General features: G+C 64.7%; 17 protein-coding genes and 1 pseudogene. 10 read left to right on the top strand and 8 right to left on the bottom strand.

Translation table 11 applies throughout. The features are described 5' to 3' along the window. Together AC1DDH_RS07380 and AC1DDH_RS07375 are read right to left on the bottom strand one after the other, a co-directional pair. Positions 1-924, bottom strand: a 924-nt coding sequence (locus AC1DDH_RS07380) for an amidohydrolase family protein (RefSeq protein ID WP_476955159.1), incomplete at its 3' end; no start/stop codon positions are given. Between the two features lie 638 nt (positions 925-1,562). Further along, the gene (locus AC1DDH_RS07375; RefSeq protein ID WP_476858528.1) at positions 1,563-2,006 is read right to left on the bottom strand and encodes a VOC family protein; all 444 of its coding nucleotides are present in this window, start codon (positions 2,004-2,006) and stop codon (positions 1,563-1,565) included. A gap of 339 nt (positions 2,007-2,345) precedes the next feature. On the opposite strand from AC1DDH_RS07375, the gene AC1DDH_RS07370 reads away from it, so the two are divergent. Together AC1DDH_RS07370 and AC1DDH_RS07365 are read left to right on the top strand one after the other, a co-directional pair. Next, positions 2,346-4,280, top strand: coding sequence for a glycoside hydrolase family 15 protein (locus tag AC1DDH_RS07370; RefSeq protein WP_476955158.1), 1,935 nt, complete (start codon positions 2,346-2,348; stop codon positions 4,278-4,280). Between the two features lie 158 nt (positions 4,281-4,438). Beyond that, a complete protein-coding gene (locus AC1DDH_RS07365; RefSeq protein WP_476955157.1) occupies positions 4,439-4,864 on the top strand; it encodes a DUF5956 family protein in 426 nt (141 codons plus the stop codon). 199 nt (positions 4,865-5,063) lie between these two features. Here the strand turns inward: AC1DDH_RS07365 and AC1DDH_RS07360 are convergent, their stop codons facing one another. Beyond that, a complete protein-coding gene (locus AC1DDH_RS07360; protein ID WP_476955156.1) occupies positions 5,064-5,474 on the bottom strand; it encodes a hypothetical protein in 411 nt (136 codons plus the stop codon). 490 nt (positions 5,475-5,964) lie between these two features. Here AC1DDH_RS07360 and AC1DDH_RS07355 point away from each other — a divergent pair, with 490 nt between their 5' ends. Continuing rightward, the gene (locus tag AC1DDH_RS07355; RefSeq protein WP_476955155.1) at positions 5,965-6,423 is read left to right on the top strand and encodes a T6SS immunity protein Tdi1 domain-containing protein; all 459 of its coding nucleotides are present in this window, start codon (positions 5,965-5,967) and stop codon (positions 6,421-6,423) included. 264 nt (positions 6,424-6,687) lie between these two features. Beyond that, complete coding sequence (locus tag AC1DDH_RS07350; protein WP_476858531.1) at positions 6,688-7,020, top strand: hypothetical protein; 333 nt, start codon at positions 6,688-6,690, stop codon at positions 7,018-7,020. Positions 7,021-7,039: 19 nt separating this feature from the next. Here AC1DDH_RS07350 and AC1DDH_RS07345 read toward each other — a convergent pair whose 3' ends face one another. Beyond that, entirely contained in the window at positions 7,040-7,192 is a 153-nt protein-coding gene (locus AC1DDH_RS07345; protein WP_476955154.1) for a hypothetical protein, read from the bottom strand. Between the two features lie 60 nt (positions 7,193-7,252). Between AC1DDH_RS07345 and AC1DDH_RS07340 the strand changes: the two genes are divergently transcribed. Further along, the gene (locus tag AC1DDH_RS07340) at positions 7,253-7,378 is read left to right on the top strand and encodes a hypothetical protein (protein WP_476858532.1); all 126 of its coding nucleotides are present in this window, start codon (positions 7,253-7,255) and stop codon (positions 7,376-7,378) included. Between the two features lie 177 nt (positions 7,379-7,555). Here AC1DDH_RS07340 and AC1DDH_RS07335 read toward each other — a convergent pair. After that, positions 7,556-7,681: pseudogene (locus AC1DDH_RS07335) on the bottom strand (DUF6924 domain-containing protein); the annotation flags it as partial. A gap of 272 nt (positions 7,682-7,953) precedes the next feature. On the opposite strand from AC1DDH_RS07335, the gene AC1DDH_RS07330 reads away from it, so the two are divergent. Then, on the top strand, positions 7,954-9,108 hold the full coding sequence (locus AC1DDH_RS07330) for an ATP-binding protein (protein ID WP_476955165.1): 1,155 nt from the start codon (positions 7,954-7,956) through the stop codon (positions 9,106-9,108). A 290-nt stretch (positions 9,109-9,398) separates the two neighbouring features. Here the strand turns inward: AC1DDH_RS07330 and AC1DDH_RS07325 are convergent, their stop codons facing one another. Both AC1DDH_RS07325 and AC1DDH_RS07320 read right to left on the bottom strand, forming a co-directional pair. Further along, the gene (locus tag AC1DDH_RS07325) at positions 9,399-10,685 is read right to left on the bottom strand and encodes an FAD-dependent oxidoreductase (RefSeq protein ID WP_476955153.1); all 1,287 of its coding nucleotides are present in this window, start codon (positions 10,683-10,685) and stop codon (positions 9,399-9,401) included. Continuing rightward, a complete protein-coding gene (locus tag AC1DDH_RS07320; RefSeq protein WP_476955152.1) occupies positions 10,678-12,003 on the bottom strand; it encodes an MFS transporter in 1,326 nt (441 codons plus the stop codon). The genes AC1DDH_RS07325 and AC1DDH_RS07320 overlap by 8 nt, the downstream gene beginning before the upstream one ends. 49 nt (positions 12,004-12,052) lie before the next feature. Between AC1DDH_RS07320 and AC1DDH_RS07315 the strand changes: the two genes are divergently transcribed. The 4 genes from AC1DDH_RS07315 (at position 12,053) to AC1DDH_RS07300 (ending at position 15,718) form a co-directional block, all read left to right on the top strand. Beyond that, the gene (locus AC1DDH_RS07315; RefSeq protein ID WP_476955151.1) at positions 12,053-12,874 is read left to right on the top strand and encodes an IclR family transcriptional regulator; all 822 of its coding nucleotides are present in this window, start codon (positions 12,053-12,055) and stop codon (positions 12,872-12,874) included. A gap of 119 nt (positions 12,875-12,993) precedes the next feature. After that, positions 12,994-14,124 (top strand): cupin domain-containing protein, encoded by a 1,131-nt coding sequence (locus AC1DDH_RS07310; RefSeq protein WP_476955150.1) that lies wholly within the window; start codon positions 12,994-12,996, stop codon positions 14,122-14,124. After that, entirely contained in the window at positions 14,124-14,960 is an 837-nt protein-coding gene (locus AC1DDH_RS07305; protein WP_476955149.1) for a fumarylacetoacetate hydrolase family protein, read from the top strand. Before AC1DDH_RS07310 ends, AC1DDH_RS07305 begins: the two co-directional genes overlap by 1 nt. Beyond that, a complete protein-coding gene (locus tag AC1DDH_RS07300; protein WP_476955148.1) occupies positions 14,960-15,718 on the top strand; it encodes a maleylpyruvate isomerase family mycothiol-dependent enzyme in 759 nt (252 codons plus the stop codon). Before AC1DDH_RS07305 ends, AC1DDH_RS07300 begins: the two co-directional genes overlap by 1 nt. Before the next feature lie 84 nt (positions 15,719-15,802). On the opposite strand, the gene AC1DDH_RS07295 is transcribed toward AC1DDH_RS07300, so the two are convergent. After that, positions 15,803-17,260: an MFS transporter gene (locus tag AC1DDH_RS07295; RefSeq protein ID WP_476955147.1), complete on the bottom strand. Its 1,458-nt coding sequence runs from the start codon at positions 17,258-17,260 to the stop codon at positions 15,803-15,805. Positions 17,261-17,280: the final 20 nt, after the last annotated feature.

The following is a 17,280-nucleotide window of genomic DNA, read 5'->3' as shown; positions in this document are numbered from 1 at the left end:
ATTGCCGCGGTCTATCGCCGCGCGCACGGAGGGGTCCAGCGGATAATTTTCATACTCCATATTCAGGAAATCGATCGCCGCAGAGGGTGCGAACGGGAAGTCAGTTCCGTATGTGATGCGGCCCGGGTCAGCTACCTCAAGCAGGCTGGGCAGGGCCGCCGGGCTGGCGGATAGGGCCACGTCGTAATAAAACCGGCGCAAGATGGACTGCTTCTTATCTCCCAGCGCCGCCAGTGCGCTGAGGGCCAGGCCCTTATCGTTGAGCATCGTCAGCAGGATCCTGTAGGCGATGTAAGGCACGAAGCCGCCCGCGTGGGCCAGGATGAACCTGATTCCCGAGAACTTTTCCATCGCACCGGACAGGATCAGGCTGATCGCGGTGCGGGTCGTGTCGAGCAAGAAATCTGCGGCAAAGGCGGGTATGCCCGGCACCGCCGGACCGGGCAGTTCAGCGGGGTGGAYGAACACTACGGCCCGSCGGTGGTGCAGGAACTCCAGMAGAGGCTCAAAGCCAGGATCGCCCAGATAGCGGCCGGCGTTGTTGGCCAGCAATACGATCCCGTCCGCGAGCAGGGTGTCCAGGGCGTACTGGGCCTCCGCCAGGGCGCCTTGCACGTCCGGCAGCGTGAGCGTCGCGAAGAACCCGWACCGCTCAGGCCGGGCCGCGACCACCTCCGCACAGTATTCGTTGATCTCCCGCGCCCGCCGACGTGCCTCCGCAGCGTCCCCGAAGTACACGCCGGGAGTGGACAGGGACAGGATGCCGGTCTGCACGTCGTGCCTGTCCATGAACTTCAACGCTGAGCGCTCGGACCACGACGGCAGGCCAATGCCGCCGGGGCGGATGCCCTTTTCAAGCATCCAGCGCGCATACCCGGGCGGAACGATGTGCTGGTGAGTGTCAATGCGGTACGGCCGGCCCATCCGGATCCTTGTCCACGTCGTTTCGCCGATATGCGGGCCCTCAGCGGATGTGAACAATCTACTCGCAAATCCGACCCCTGAGCAGACCGCCGAACGGTGCCTGGGACTGAGCTAGACCGTCACTGGGTGCTCGTCGAACTTCTGTGTACCAAGGCCGCGGGCGCTGGGATCCGTTCTCTTAGTCGCCCTGCTGGTTGTCCGTGGTCAGCGCGCGTCCGGGGGCGCGGTGACAGGTGACGGCAGAGGCTAGAGCGCATAAATGAACGTGCCGGAGACGGACAGGTCCTGGTCGCGAAAGTAAGCGGCATAGCCGAGTTCCGCCGGATCGGCCACAATAGGCCGGCCTATCCGCTTGCCTCTACTGGCAGCAACGGCATGGTGGGGGAGAAGGGGCACCGGAACAGATGCCGCCCAGCCCACGTGAAAGGAACAAGCGATATTGTTCCTTCGGAAAACCAATTAGAGGTCTGCCATCTCAAGACCTATTCGCTAGGCATCGAATCGTCTGTGGGACAGCGCTGGGCAGCGACACTGGCTATACCAAAGGCGTAGCTATGGATCAGCCGTTGTGGGCCACCACGAGCCATCAAGGCCATGTGCCGCTGGCGTGTCGGAGCCCGGCCGATAGGGACGGCGAATCAGCCGATCCGCTCGGCCAGGGACACGATAATCCCCTCCGGGCCGCGCACATAGGCCATGCGCCAGAGGTGCTCGTACTGGCCGATGTCGCCGACCAGCCCGAAGCCGTCCGCGGCCAGACGGTCGACGACCGCCTGGAGGTCGTCGACCTCGAAGGCCACGTTGCGCAGCCCCAACTCATTGGCCATCGCCGCGGGCGATCCAGGCTGGTGGTCGGGCCGGACAAAGCTCGAAAGCTCCAGCCGGGTACCTCCGTCGGGCGGCCGCAGCATGACAATCTCCGTACGTGAGTCGGGGATGCCGATCACCGTGTCGAGGAACTCGCCCTCGACGAACATCGGCGCGCCCTCGACCTCGAGGCCCAGCCCGACGAAGAACGCCGTCACCTCTTTGAGATCGGCAACGGTGATACCAACATGATCGAAACGCCGTACCTGTGACATGAGATCAATCCTCCGTTGTTCATCTTGTCGATCCATCGGAATTGCTGAGCCGACGGGGATTCTTAGCACAATCATCGTCGAAATCCTTCAGCGCCCCGATTGAACAATCCCAAGGGTTGGCAGAGCGGGTCAACGTTGTCCCGGGTCGAGGAGGCCATCGACCATGTAGGGAATTCAGGTCCAGCGCCTCTTTGGCCGGCGGCCGTACGATATTTTCGCCGCCGCATCGCCGTCGTCCTCTGCGATGAAGCACTGACCGTTGATGAAGCACTGACCGTTGGGGAGGAAGCCGTCCAGGTAGCCGGGGTCCCGTTTCCACCCTGAGGGGAACATACTGGGGTGGTGAGCATCGACGCCCGGTCAGGGGCGGAGGGGAGGCGGCGGCCCGGGGCCGGCACGAGCCCGTATCCGCCGATCGCCGACTATGGGTTTTTGTCTGACTGTGAGGCCAACTGCTTGATTGCATCGAGCGGGCAGGTCGAGTGGATGTGCGTGCCGCGTCACGACTCACCGAGTGTGTTCTCCACTATCCTCGACCGCGCCGCGGGTGGCTTCAAGGTGGCGCCGTACGGCGTCCGTGAGCCCACTGCGCGCCGCTATCTCCCCGGCAGCTTGATCCTGGAGACCACGTGGCAGACCAGGACGGGCTGGCTGATCGTGAGGGATGCTCTGGTGATGGGTCCGTGGCACCACACCGACGAGAGGGCCGGCCGGTACCGCCGCCCGCCGACGAACTACGAGGCCGAGCATTGCCTGCTGCGCACCGTCCGGTGCGTCAACGGTGCGGTTGAGCTGTCCGTGCTGTGCGAGCCGGTCTTCGGCTACGGCCAGCGCCGGGCACGGTGGGAGTTCTCCAGCCCCGGATACGGAGAGGCCGTGACCGTCAGCGGCAATGAGGGGGATCCGGTGCTGCATCTGACTACCGACCGCCGGCTGGGCATTGAGGACTCCATCGCGGTCATCCGCAGCCGGATGACCGAGGGCGAGCAGGCCTTTGTCGCGCTCTCCTGGGGGTCGCTGCCCCCGCCGCGGACCTGGGAAGAAGCCACGCGCAAGCAGTGGCAGACCACTGAGTTCTGGAGGCAATGGATCACCGGGGGCGAGTTCCCCGACCACCCGTGGAGGGAGCAGCTGCAGCGCAGCGCGCTGACGTTGAAGGGCCTCACCTACGCGCCGACTGGAGCTCTGGTCGCGGCGCCTACCACCTCGCTGCCCGAGACGCCCGGGGGAGAGCGGAACTGGGACTACCGGTACACATGGGTGCGCGATTCCACGTTCGCGCTCTGGGCCCTCTACACCCTCGGCCTGGACCGGGAAGCCGACGACTTCTTCGCTTTCATCCGCGACGTCGCCGCCGAGGACGACCTGCAGATCATGTACGGCATCGACGGCGAAAGGGACCTTCCCGAGGTTACTGTCGAGGGACTCGGCGGCTACGACGGCGCCCGCCCCGTCCGGATCGGCAACGCTGCCGCCCACCAGCGCCAGCTCGACGTCTGGGGCATGATGCTGGACTCCGTCTACCTCCACGCCAAATCCCGTGACCAGCTTCCCGAGCCGCTCTGGCCCGTCCTGCTCCGCCAGGTCGAGCAAGCCGCCGCCCACTGGCGGGACGCCGACCACGGCATCTGGGAGGTCCGTGGCGAACCGAAGCACTTCACATCCTCAAAGCTCATGTGCTGGGTCGCCCTGGATCGTGGTGCCCGGCTGGCGCGCCTGCACGGTCAGGCTGATTACGCCCGAAAGTGGGACGCCGTCGCCACGGAGATTCATGAGGACATCTGCCGCAATGGTGTCGACGACCGAGGCGTGTTCGTCCAGTCCTACGGCACAAGGAACCTCGATGCCTCGCTTCTCCTTGTTCCGCTCGTCCGATTCCTGCCCATCAACGATCCTCGCGTGCGCGCCACGGTCTTGACCATCGCCGATGAACTCACCCGGGACGGACTGGTCCTGCGCTACCGTCCCGAGCAGACCGACGACGGTCTCACCGGCGACGAAGGGACCTTCACGACCTGCTCGTTCTGGCTCGTCTCGGCCCTGGTCGAGATCGGAGAGGTGGTACGCGCCAAGGCACTGTGCGAACGTCTGCTGTCCCTTGCCAGTCCCTTGGGCCTCTACGCTGAGGAGCTGGATCCGGTGAGCGGCCGTCACCTCGGCAACTTCCCACAGGCATTCACCCATTTGGCCCTCATCAACGCGCTCGTGCACCTCATCCGCGCCGAAGAAACCAACCGCGCGGCGCAGTTCGCCCCGGCCCACCGCACGCCTTGATACGCACACGAAGGTCAGGTAAGGATTGCAACGACGGGCTCAAGCTTCCACGGGAAGCCGCCCTGACGCGGGTCCCGGAACCGGATGTTCTGCCCCGCCGCAGCCGTGCGGAGAGGTGACCCCTTCGCAGAGGCAAGGAGCAGCCCATCTGGAGTGACGTGCAGGAATCCGAGCCCTCGGCTTCCTGGCTGGACCTGCCCGAGAATGGCTGGGGGGCGCTCATCGGCTGGGCAGCCGGCCTGGGCAACTTACGCCGCCGCCCGTCCTCGGACGCCGGCAGGACAATCACCGGTTACATCGAGCGCGGGGGCAAGCAACAACCCTTCGAGGAACCGTTCACAGCTGCCGACCGGCAGGGAATCGACGATGACATCGACCGGTACCTCCGGGATGCCGGCCTGCCGCCGCGGCCGAGGGGCTATGTCTGGATGATCCGTGTCCCGGAAGGGTATGGATCATCCGAGGCCTTCTTGGCTGAGGTAGACACCGCAATCCTTCGAACCGCCGAAGGCTCTGTCAATCCGAAGCAGCTGCGGCCGATCGTCGCGGCTATTCTCCGCGATTTCTATGCGAAGGACACTTGATCAATCAATACGGAGACCTGAGAACGGGCGGTGGGGGAGCTGGGCTGACAGGACCTGGAGCGAACTAGGGGAGTCCGCCCGGTGGTGAATGCGGCAGCCCAATGGCAGCCGTGCAGGGGGCCTCCCGTGGATTCGGCGCCTATCCGGCAGCTCATTTGTCGCCGTCGGGGCCGGGCAGGGAAGCGGACTCAAACCGTGGTTACTCGGCTTTGAAGCTGAGCGTGTCTGTCCCGTTCGTCCAGGTCAAAGTGTCTTGTTTATAGGTCATTGCAATGGGACGTTTCAGGAATTCATGAATCCATGCTTGATGGTCGCCGGCGGTACCGATGCAGCCGCTGGCGCCAGTGGCGATTTTTCCGAGGGTCATGATGTTTCCAGCAATTGTGGCTGGCCCGCTGATGGGGGAGCAGTCTGTTTTCATGGCCAGCTGCAGGGTACCTTCGACGGAGCTCAGTCGCACCTTGATGGTCCCGGCGGCCGCCCAGGGTAGAGCCATACCGTTTGATGTTGCGGCGACGCTGCTGTAGGTGGAGCAAGGCGCGGTGGGCAGGAAAGCCGCGCACGTTTCCCGCGGCGGGCCGGAGGTGGCCGGGACGGGGCTGTTACTCACGGAGCTGGTCGGGGCACTCGGTGATGTTGCTGCGATTCCGGAAGTGGTGGGCGTGGAGGCTGCTGATCCCGGTACAACTGATGGGGCGGCTGCGCATGATGTCATGAGCCATGCCGCCGCCAGAACTGAAATTCCTATTCGAAGGCGCCAGCTGCGATCCATTGTTCCCCCTAGTGAATGAACGCTGAACCGAGCCTAGGCTTCCAGACCTAGGTTGTCTTTGGCCTCTGCTGATGAATTTGGCGGCCACGATTCACGCCCATACCCCAGTCAAGGGACGAGAAATTGACATGGCGTTTCCCGAGGCGGCCCGGACGCCCGAAACGGAGGCCGACGGGGAGGCCAAGTTCTTGCCATGAACCCTAGTTCGTCCTTACATGCCGCCTACCGGCATCTCTGCGATCAAGTTCGAGCGTATTTTATATCGAATAGCTCCCAACTTCTGGGAATTTCGCACGTGGGCAGCGAGTGTCTCCGCTAATGTCACGTTATGCAACCTCTTCGTCGATTCCCGCCGGCTCTCTATGCCGATGCTCTCGAGTCCTGGACGTTCCTCGATCTTGCCGACAAGCGTCCGCTTTTCACTTCGCCATTCGGAGACGTGTTCTTGCAGACGGAGAGCGGATTCTGGTTCCTCGACGTCATTGCCGGTGAACTTTCTCGGCTGTGGTCGAGCGAGGGTGACCTGATCGCGGTACTGAATTCTCGCGAGGGGCAAGCCGAGTACCTCATGGTCGGTTTGGCCGACCAGGCAGAGAACGCGGGCCTCCAACCGGGCGAGGCCGAAATCTACGGTTTTTGCATACCACCAGTTCTCGGAGGTCCAACCGAACTTAGCAACGTCGAGTTAGGCGATTTTGTCGTGACCCTGAACATTGCTGGCCAGATTCACAATCAGGTCCGAACTCTTCCCCCCGGAACACCGATTAGCGGAATATCCCTGACCTAAAGGCGATGTACGAAGACGCTTTGGCTGCGTGGCCCGAATGGTCGGTGGAGAGGGGCTGCTTGATGCATCTGAGGAGATGCAGACTACAAGCGGGAAAGTGACCTACTGTTCTGAGTCCTATTCGTCAACGTTGGGCGGCCAGGGAAGCCGGATGCTAGCAGCAAGGCGTCTAATGGGAATCCCATGCGGGAGCTGTTTCATGCCTTCCCCTGCCTAGCAGCGACAGGTACGCTCACGGTGAGAAACACTGGGGGAAAATTCCGCATGGACGTTGAGGGAACCGGCAGGGCTAGGCCCAGCAAGGCGACGTGGCAGTCCGTCTACTCCATGCTCGGGCCCTTGAAAATCGCCAATCTCACGATGCTGGTAGCCATCATCTTGGCCGTCGTGTTCCAACCCAAAGCTAATGATCCGAGCACCTATTGGGCAGCAGCTATGGTGGCCTTCGTTATGCTTGTGGCCGGCTTTTTCCTGGTTAGGGGAGGGCTCCGGTTGAAGCGCGTCCGGACATCGGCCGCGGAGGACCGGCGGCGTATCGCGGCGGGTCTTCCCCTGGACCCAGAAGACCCCGAAGACCAAATAGGCAGGGGCAGATAAGCCGCCCCACGGAGGAGAATCATATTCGTCGAACTCTTCCCCGGGTTTCGTTGCTCTGGGCGTGCCGGGCCCGGTTGAATTCGGTGATGGTCTGGACGGGGGAGCGGCCGAACCCCTGGTGGCGGACCCGGTCCCATTCATAGACCGGATCGGTCAGGAGGTCGCAGAACACCTTCAGATGGGTCTGGTAGACGCAGATGGTGGCAAACGCCAGATTCAGGATCGAGCGCTCATGGGCGAAGAACCCGTCGGCATCATCGACGGTCCAGTTCTAGCTGCACGGTACCTCGAACCAGTTGACCTTTACACGCCCGGGCTGTTGCCCGGCGCGGCGCCGGACGGGCCCGGATCCCTGTAACGGCGAGGACTTCGGCGTCCAGTCAGTCGAAACCGGGGAGTGCGTATCACCGGGTCCTAATCTGCAGATTCTGCACTTGGATTCATTCAACTTGACATAATGTTGATTATCGGCACTTAAAGTACGGGAGTAGCAGTGGACATTGCCGCAGCAAGAACGGTCAAGAAAAACCCTAAATACGCCGTCGTCGTCTGTGTTCTCTGCGAACTCTTCCCAGTCCATGTTGGCAGTATTCAGGTTGTTATCGATTCCCCAAAGTTCACTGGCGACGCACCGGAACGGTTCATGTGACAATTCGTCCAAGTCAACCAAGCTTTGTCATCGGCGAAGCTCGTGCGGACCAAGAGTGAATTTTCTGTCCTTGGAAGAATTGGCATGCCGCTATCCAACCATGCGAATCAGGGCCGTATCTGTCAGCTTGCCTGGCCGCAGCCTGACTGCTGCAGTCTCAGGTGGTCAGAACCGAGACTGCATAGGACGCATGGTCGACTTGTTTTTCGTACAGGGATGGCCCGACGCTGCATATTCGCCCTGCAGGAGCTCCTGAGACTTTGCGGGATGTGGCGCCTGATAGTGTGATATCAGTTTCACCACTTTCACCACTTTCACCTACTTTCACCCTGGAGGTCCCGGTGCGGAACCCGTTCAAGCCCACCGCAGGAGCCACACCGCCGGACTTGATTGGGCGGGCCGGGCTCTTGGATGAATTCGAGTACGGCCTGCAGCAAGGCTCGGGAGCACCCGGGCTTTTGACCATCATCACCGGATCCAGAGGCATCGGCAAGACAGTCATGCTGAGCGCCGCGGAACGGATCGCAGGGACTCACGGCTGGGCGGTTATCTCCCGAACAGCAAACCCCGGTTTCCTCGCCGGAATCGGCGACGACATGCTCCGGCTTGTCGAGGAGCTCGGAGACGGGCCCCCAACACGGAAAATCACAGCATTCTCGGCGGCAGGGTTCGGACTAACAACGCAACTCCCCCAGGAACGGAGTGCCGACTGGCGACGGACCGGGAACGACCTTCTGCGGCTGTTGGACGCAAAAGGTACAGGACTCGTTATCACCATCGACGAGATACATGCGGTCGACCGCACAGAAATATCCCAACTGGCCGCTGAAGTGCAGCATTTCATCCGCGACGGACTGCCCATCGGCCTCATCTTCGCCGGCCTGCCATCCGCCGTCTCCGACCTCCTAAATGAAGGAGTGGCGACCTTCCTGCGACGCGCCGACAGGATCAATCTCCACGAGGCAGCCATCGCCGAAGTCACCGCATCCTACAGCGAGCTCTTCAGTGAGGGAGGAATAGGCGTCTCCCCCGGCCTCGTCAGTGAGGCCGCGGAGGCTACCGAGGGCTACCCCTTCCTTATTCAGCTTGTGGGCTACTACCTCTGGCTGGAGGCGGGAAAGGCCAACTGGAAACTGGATGAGAGCAGCGTGCACAGCGCCCTCACCGCCGCTCAAAGACGAAACACATTAGTAGTCGTCGAGTCAGCACTATCGGATATCTCGGACAAGGACCGCGAGTTCCTCGACGCCATGGCCCTTCAGGATGGACCATCGGCAGCGGGCCTGATCGGAAACATCATGACGGCCAAGCCCAACGTGGTGTCCAAGTACCGAAAGAGACTCATCGCCGCGGGACTGATCGAGTCAGCCGGCTACGGCAGGGTGGACTTCGCAATCCCCGGACTCCGCCAATACCTCCGCGAAACAGCGTCGGCCTGAAGCAGTGACATAACGTCAGCGGAGCTCCTCGACCAGCCCGATGATGATTCCGGCGGGGCCGCGGACGTAGCCCAGCTTAGGGGACCGGGAATTCTTGCCGTTGACGAACACCGTGCGTCGACAACATCCAGGAATCGGCGGAAAGTCTGCACTGGATCATGACTGAAGAAGCTCCGGGCCGGCTCCTTGAAGAAGCCGGCCCGGAGCTCGTAACGGGTCACCCAAGGACGGCGCCTCGCCCGGAGCTCGTAACGGGTCACCCAAGGACGGAGCCTCGCCCGGAGCCCGGATCAGGCGGAAATCTTGTCCGCCATGCCGGAGTGTGCCGCGCGGGCCGCCGGAACGCCGGCGCCGTCCTGGCCGTACAGCCAGTCGTTGTACCGGAAATCGTTGTCCATCCGGCTCTTGAAGAGCAGGTTGCGCAGCGTCCGGGCCAGCCCGGAGACGTGCCAGGATTCGCCCCAGACGCGGGCGGTGCGCTGGACCCTGGCGGTGCGGCCGGCGCGGAGGTTGTTGAATTCCTTGATCGCGCCGTCCCAGGCTTCGGGGTGGACGCCGTCGGCGGTGAACACGGTGCCGGTGGTGACGTCCTGCAGCACTGCCGCGTCCTCGAGCGCCTGGCAGGCGCCCTGGGCCAGGTACTGCAGCATCGGGTGCGCGGCGTCGCCCATCAGCACCATCCGTCCGGCCACCCAGTTTTCGATCGGATCGCGGTCGTACATGGGCCAGCGCATGCTGGTGCCCAGGTTTTTCAGCGCAGCCTGGACGGCGGGGACGCAGTCCTTGTACGCGGCCTCGAGCTCGTCGACTCCCCCGTACTGCTCCTCGCCGCGCTCAAAGGAGGCGGACTTGAAAACGGCCACGGTGTTCAGCAGCTCGCCCTTGCGCAGCGGGTACTGCACGAGGTGGCAGTCCGGTCCGAGGTAGACAATGACGTCCTCGAGGTCCGCCTTGGGTGTGTGTTCGGTAATCGGCACGGTGCCGCGGTAGGCGACGTAGGCCGAGGGGACCGGCTCGTCGCCGGCAACGAGCGGGCGCAGGGTGGACTTGAGCCCGTCGGCGCCGATGACGACGTCGGCCTCGTAGTCCACACCGGCGGCCGTGTGGGCCACTCCCCTGCCGTTCACGGTCTCCACGCTCTCGACCATGACATCGTTGACCAGTTTCACGCCCGCCGCTTCGCAGCCCTCGAGCAGGACCCGGTGCAGGTCGCTGCGGTGGATCACCACGTAGGGCGCACCGTAGCGTTCCTCGAATTCCCCGCCGAGGCTCTGGCGCGTGAGCTCCTCGCCGGTGACGGCGTCGCGGAAGACCAGGTGCTTGGGCTGGACGCCAATCTCCAAGGCCTTTTCCAGCAGGCCCCAGCGTTTCAGGACGCGGGAGGCGTTGGGCGCCACCTGCAGCCCAGCGCCGACCTCGCCGAATTCGGGCGCCCGCTCCACGAGGGTGACGTCGGCGCCGCTTTCCCGCAGCGCGAGGGCTCCGGCCAATCCGGCCATTCCCCCTCCGATGACGAGGACGTCGGTGGACCGGCCGTCGGTGGACAGGAAACTGGTGGACGGGACGTGCTTAGACATTGCTTGCTCCTGTTAGTGAAGGGGAGGTTGAGAGTTTTGATTTGAGTTTGAGCCCGACGGCGGCCAGCAGGACCGCTGCTATCGCGGCTGCACCGGCGAAGGCCAGGAAATTGGAATTGACGCCCAGTCCGGCAGCCAGCAGGAGGCCACCGATCTGGGGTGCGGCGACGGCGCCGATGCGGCCGGTCCCGAGTGCCCAGCCCAGCGCGGTCCCGCGCAGGTGGCCGGGATAGTGGCTCGCGACGGCGGCGATGATGAGGCACTGCGTGCCGTGGGTGCCGACGCCGGCGAGGACCAGCATGAGGTACACGACGGTGACCGGCGGTCCCGCAACCAGGACCACGAGAGCGCCGGCGGCGACGGCGGCCGCGGCGATCGCCGTCGGAATCGGACCGAAGCGGGTCCCGGCCCAGGCCGTGATCACCGAGCCGGCCACCGCACCCAGGTTGAGGGCCAGGGCGAAAGTCAGGGCGGAGCCCAGGTTGTAGCCGGCCAGCTGCATGAGGTTGGGCAGCCAGGTTCCCAGCCCGTACCAGGCGAACAGGGTAGCGATCGTCGCGAGGGCGAACAGCAGGCTCACCCCCAGGTAAGGGGCGCGGAGCAGGGACTTGAAGCCGATCGGCTCTTTGAGGTTGCGAGTTCCCCTGTCCGCGGCACTGACCGGGGCCAGCGTCTCGGGCAGGTATTTCAGTCCGAGAGGCACCACGATCATCAGTGCGAGCACGGCCACGAGGAACATCGACTCCCAGCCGAAGGCAGGGATCAGCTGGATGCCGACGAGGGCGGCGATGGACCCGCCGATCGGGACGCCGGACATCATCAGGGTGGCGATGGTGGACCGCCACTTAGTGGGGACCAGTTCGGCAACGAGGGCGTTCGCCGAGGGCACCAGGCCACCGAGCCCGATGCCCGCCAAGAGCCGCAGCCCCCCGAAGGCGGCCGCATTGGGGGCGAAGGCGCAGAGGATGGTGAAAATCGAAAAGACGATGGCGCAACCCAGGATGGTGCGGCGGCGGCCCCACGAGTCGGCCATTCGGCCGGCGAAGATCGCCCCGATCATCATGCCGACGAAAGCCATGGAACCAATGGTCCCGGCGGTGGCCTTGGTCAGCCCCCATCCGGTCTCGGAGATCAGGGAGGACTGGACCGTGCCGTAGACGATCAGGTCGTAGCCATCGAAGACCACCAACAGCCAGCAGACCAGGACGGCGGCTGCCGAGCCTTTGGAGAACCGTGATGCAGGCCCACCAACGGTTGAGGGGGCAGCTGCCCCCGGCGAAGACCGTTGCGGCACTGCAACAGATTGTGTGTGATTCATGCCACTCACTGTCCTAGCCGCCGCAGGTGAACCACAATACAATTCTGATGTGCAGAACAACCCATCCACCAGAGCGGCCCGCAAGCCCGTCCAGAAACGGCCCACCTATTCCATCGAGGCGGTGGACAACGCGCTGCAGCTCCTCCAGCTGCTCCGCGACGGCGGAGCACTCCGGCTCAAGGACGCCGCCGAGGAGCTGGGCGTGGCGCCGTCCACCGCCCACCGCCTGCTGGCGATGTTGGTCTACCGGGGATTCGCCGTGCAGGATGAAACCCGCCGCTATGTCCCCGGCCCGGCAATGGGCGTCGGGCCGGCCGGCCTGAGCTGGACCCGGCTGCTCCGATCCCTGGCCCAGCCGCACATGGAGCTTCTCTCTGCACGGCTCAACGAGACGGTGAACCTGATGGTGCGGGTGGGGACGAAAGTGCGCTTCCTGGCGACGGTGGAAGGGAACAATGTGCTGCGGGTTGGTGACCGGCAGGGGACGGTGATGGCCGCCAACAAAACGTCCGGAGGCAAGGCCATGCTCGCCGAACTGGAACCGCCGATGATCGACCAGCTCTTTCGCAGCAACAATGCCGAGATTGGCGGGGACACCATTGCGGCCGCGGAGTACCCGGCGTTCCTGCGCGAGCTTGAATCCGTCCGCAGTAACGGATTCGCGGCCAATTTCGAAGGCACGGAAGAGGGCGTGAGCGCGCTCGGGATGGCCCTGCACAACCGGCACGGGCACGTGGTCGGCGCACTCAGCGTCGCCACCCCCGCGACCCGCTTCCGCCGCGTGTTTGACGCCGGACTGGTTCCCGCCCTGCGGGAAACCTGCCGGCAGCTGGAGATCGACATCGCGGCCAACCCGGCCGAGCCGGACTGAGCGCCGCGGGAGCCCGGTTCCGGGAATTCTGACCAGCAGAATATGTTGGGGGTCACACACCGGCATCCGTAGAGTCGAACTACGCCAACGAACTGTTCTGACCTACCGAGGAGGCCCACGTGTCCATCAGCGCCGAGAACACGACTCACGAATCAGTGGCCGCGGGGCACACTGCTCCGGAGCCGACGCCCGAAGAAGCGGCCCAGCTCAAAGAGCTGTACCGGGATTTTGACCGCGAAAACCTGATCCCGCTGTGGACCGAGATCGCAGACCTCATGCCGATGGTCCCGACCCCCAAGGCGGTCCCCCACGTCTGGCGGTGGAGCGACCTGTACCCGCTGGCTGCCCGTGCCGGCGATCTGGTCCCGGTGGGCCGGGGCGGGGAACGCCGGGCCATCGCCCTGGCCAATCCCGGCCTGGCCGGGACGCCGTACGCCACACCCACGCTGTGGGCAGCCATCCAGTACCTCGGCGCCCGCGAAACGGCGCCCGAACACCGTCACTCGCAGAACGCCTTCCGCTTCGTCGTCGAGGGCGAAGGGGTCTGGACTGTGGTGAACGGGGACCCGGTGCGGATGTCCCGCGGCGACTTCCTGCTGACGCCGGGCTGGAACTTCCACGGGCACCACAACGACACCGATGAGCCGATGGCCTGGATCGACGGCCTGGACATCCCGTTCGTGCACTACGCTGACGCCGGCTTCTTCGAATTCGGCACCGAGCGCGTCACCGACGAGGCCACCCCGGACATCTCCCGCTCCGAGCGGCTCTGGGCGCACCCGGGCTTGCGCCCGCTGTCGGGCCTGGATGACACCACGAGCTCCCCCATCGCGGCCTACCGTTGGGAACACACGGACCGTGCCCTGTCCGAGCAGCTGCTGCTCGAGGACGAGGGCCATCCGGCCACTGTGTCCCAGGGCCACGCCGCCGTCCGCTACACCAACCCCACCACCGGTGGGGACGTGATGCCGACCATCCGCGCCGAATTCCACCGGCTCCGGGCCGGGGCCAGCACCGAAGCGGTCCGCGAGGTGGGCTCCAGCGTCTGGCAGGTCTTTGAAGGCTCCGGCTCGGTGGTCCTCAACGGCGAAACCCGGACCCTGGCCAAGGGCGACCTCTTCGTGGTCCCGTCCTGGCAGGAATGGGCGCTGCAGGCCGGAACCCAGTTTGATCTGTTCCGCTTCAGTGACGCCCCCATTTTTGAACGGCTGAACTTCAACCGCACCTACATCGAAGGACGCAACAAGTAATGAGACTTCTCACCCTCCGCACCTCTGTTGGAGACAAAACAGTTAATAAGGCTGTCCGCCAGGACGGCGACACCCTGACCGAGATCGACGGCTTTGCCGACGTCGGAGAACTGCTCCGCACCCAGGACTGGGAAGCAACCGCTAAGGCGGCGGCCGGCGCCACGCACCCTCTCGAGGGCGCCGACCTGGACGCCGTCGTGCCCTCCCCCGGCAAGATCATCTGCGTGGGCCACAACTACCGCAACCACATCAAGGAAATGGGCCGGGAAGTCCCCGAGTTCCCCACCCTGTTCGCCAAGTACCAGGAATCCCTGATCGGCCCCAACGATGACCTGGCGCTGCCGCAGGAATCCGACGCCGTCGACTGGGAAGCCGAACTCGCCGTCGTGATCGGCAAGAAGGGCCGCCGGATCAGCGAAGCTGACGCCGCGGACCACATCGCCGGCTACGCCGTCCTGAACGACGTGTCCATGCGCGACTACCAGTTCCGCACCATCCAGTGGCTGCAGGGCAAGACCTGGGAAAAGTCCACCCCGTTCGGGCCGGCCCTGGTCACCAAGGATGAGTTCACCGCCGGGCCGCTGATGACCTCCGCGGTCGACGGCGAAGTCCAGCAGAGCACCCCGACCGGTGACCTCGTGTTCACCCCGGAGTTCCTGGTGTCCTACATTTCCACGATCATCACGCTGAACCCGGGCGACGTGATCGCGACCGGCACCCCGGGCGGCGTGGGCCACGCCCAGGACCCGAAGCGCTACCTGCAGGAGGGCCAGATCCTGGTCACCGCCATCGAGGGACTGGGGCAGCTGAAGAACCGCGTCATCAAGGAAGCCTGATGGTTGCCCGCCAGGACCAGACGACGAACCCGGAACTGCTCGCGGCGCTGCTGCAGGCACGGGGCGGCACGGCGTTCTTCGCCCGCAAGCTCAACGAGCTCTCCGACGCGGAACTCGACGGCGACTCGCTGCTGCCGGGCTGGACCCGCCGCCACATCACGGCGCACATCGGCTACAACGCCCGGGCGATCGCCCGGCTCATCGAGTGGGCGGCCACCGGGGTGGAGACCCCGATGTACCCGTCCACGGAGGTCCGGGACCACGAGATCGACTTCGGCGCCACGCTGAGCCCGATCGCGCTCCGGCACCTCTTCGACCACTCCGCCGTGCACCTGAACGTCGAATGGCGCGATCTGCCCGGGGAAGCCTGGCACCACAAAGTCCGCACCATCCAGGGCCGGGAAGTGCCCGCCACGGAAACGGTGTGGATGCGCAGCCGCGAAGTCTGGATGCACGCCGTCGACCTCGCCAACGGCGCGAGCTTCGCCGACATCCCGGCACCGGTGCTGGAACGGCTCCTGACGGACATTACCGGCGCCTGGCATACCCGCGGCACCGACAAAGGCCTCGTCGTCACGGTCACCGACCGCGACCTGACGTTCGGGGACACGGCGACGGCGACCCCCACCGTGGTCTCCGGACCGCTGGCCGCCGTCGTCGAATGGGCCGCCGGACGCGGCAATGGCGGCGTCACCGCCACCGGGCCCGGCACTGAAGCGAACGACGGGACGGTTCCAGCCGCCCCGAAGTGGATTTGAGCACTGGCTAACGGCAGTAAAACGGTCGTGAAAGCGGAAGGCCCCCTCGCCGAGGGGGCCTTCCGCTTTTCGTGCCTGGTTGGCTCAGCCCAGGTGCACGACTGGAGTGTCGCCAGCTGATCCGGTGAACGTCTCGCGATCGATGTTGATTAGCAGGAGCGCTACCGGGGCAATCAGGATCGCGACGCCTGCGGCCCAGAGGAACACCATGGCATAGCCTGCAGAGAGGGCCGATAGCGTCGCGCCACCGGCCGTGGCTGCTGCGGCGATGGTGCCGAACAGGGCGATGCCGAGGGAGCCGCCGATCTGCTGCGAGGCGTTGACCAACGCACTGGCCACACCGGAGTCATCCTTGTCCACGCCGAACAGGGCGAGGTTCTGCATGGGCACGAACACCATGCCCAGCCCGATGCCAAGCAGAAGCAGGGCGGGAAGCATGTTGACGAAGTAGCTGCCCTGGGCGCTGACCTGTGTGAGCCACAGCATCGCAGCCGCCATGAAGACCGGCCCAGCGGCCGTCGGGATTTTGGCCCCCAGTTTCGGCAGGTTCTTCGCGACGAGCGCTGCCGTGATGATTACCGCAACGGTCATCGGCAGCGAAGCCAGCCCGGCGAGGAACGGCGCGAAGCCCAGCACGATCTGGATGTACAAGTTGATGAACAGGATGCCGCCAATGAGGACAGCGCCGGAAAGGAACGACGCCAGGAAGGCGGCCGCGCGGTTTCGTTCGGTGGCCACGCGCAGCGGCAGGAGCGGATGCCTGACTTTCGTCTCGACCAGGACGAAGAGTGCCAGGAGAACTGCGCCGGCGGCAATGAAGACCCAGGCTTCGGGGGCATCCCAGCCGTGCTCGGCGTTGGTGAAGCCGTAGACAAGGGATCCCAAGCCGAGGGCTGCCAGAATGACCCCGGGCCAGTCGTACTTGGTGGACCCCTGGGCCTTGCTTTCACTGACCAGGGACCACACGCCGAAGAGGGCGATAGCGGCAATCGGCACATTCACGAAGAAGCACCAGCGCCAGTTCACGTGTTCGGTCAAAAACCCGCCCAGCAGGACACCGGCGGCCGCGCCGACGCCGGTAATGGAACCGAAAATCGCGAACGCCGTGCCGCGGTCCCTTCCGCCAGGGAAGGCGACGGTCAGGAGCGCCAAGGCAGCAGGGGCCAGCAGCGCAGCGAACACGCCCTGCAGCGCGCGGGCGCCGATCAGCTCCCAGGGCTGCTGCGCGATGCCGCCGACCAGGGACGCGGCGGCGAAGCCGACGGCGGCCACAAGGAACGTCCGCTTGCGGCCCCAGAAGTCTGCGATGCGTCCGCCGAGCAGCAGGAAGGCACCGAAGGCCAGCGCGTAGGCCGTGACCACACAGGAGCGGGTCGAGTCGCTGATCCCCATCTCGAGCTGGAGGCGCGGAAGCGCCAGATTCACGATCGTGCCGTCCAGCACCACCGTGAACTGCGCGAGGGCGAGGAACACCAGCGCCCACCAGCGTTTCCCTGGCCTGCTCCCCCGCCGGACGACTGCCTCTTCCAACTGCGTTGCCATACCCATGTCCCATCCTCCAA

It is taken from the genome of Arthrobacter sp. 10T425 (assembly GCF_056393985.1).
Note: the sequence above shows the minus strand (reverse complement) of the source record. Positions and strands in the feature narration are given on the sequence as shown.

Bases quoted from the DNA above. Each gene is read 5' to 3' on its own strand.
- AC1DDH_RS07375 (WP_476858528.1), bottom strand. From the start codon at position 2,006: ATGTCACAGGTACGGCGTTTCGATCATGTTGGTATCACCGTTGCCGAT.
- AC1DDH_RS07355 (WP_476955155.1), top strand. From the start codon at position 5,965: ATGCAACCTCTTCGTCGATTCCCGCCGGCTCTCTATGCCGATGCTCTC.
- AC1DDH_RS07350 (WP_476858531.1), top strand. From the start codon at position 6,688: ATGGACGTTGAGGGAACCGGCAGGGCTAGGCCCAGCAAGGCGACGTGG.
- AC1DDH_RS07340 (WP_476858532.1), top strand. From the start codon at position 7,253: ATGGGCGAAGAACCCGTCGGCATCATCGACGGTCCAGTTCTAGCTGCA.
- AC1DDH_RS07325 (WP_476955153.1), bottom strand. From the start codon at position 10,685: ATGTCTAAGCACGTCCCGTCCACCAGTTTCCTGTCCACCGACGGCCGG.
- AC1DDH_RS07320 (WP_476955152.1), bottom strand. From the start codon at position 12,003: ATGAATCACACACAATCTGTTGCAGTGCCGCAACGGTCTTCGCCGGGG.
- AC1DDH_RS07305 (WP_476955149.1), top strand. From the start codon at position 14,124: ATGAGACTTCTCACCCTCCGCACCTCTGTTGGAGACAAAACAGTTAAT.
- AC1DDH_RS07300 (WP_476955148.1), top strand. From the start codon at position 14,960: ATGGTTGCCCGCCAGGACCAGACGACGAACCCGGAACTGCTCGCGGCG.
- AC1DDH_RS07295 (WP_476955147.1), bottom strand. From the start codon at position 17,260: ATGGCAACGCAGTTGGAAGAGGCAGTCGTCCGGCGGGGGAGCAGGCCA.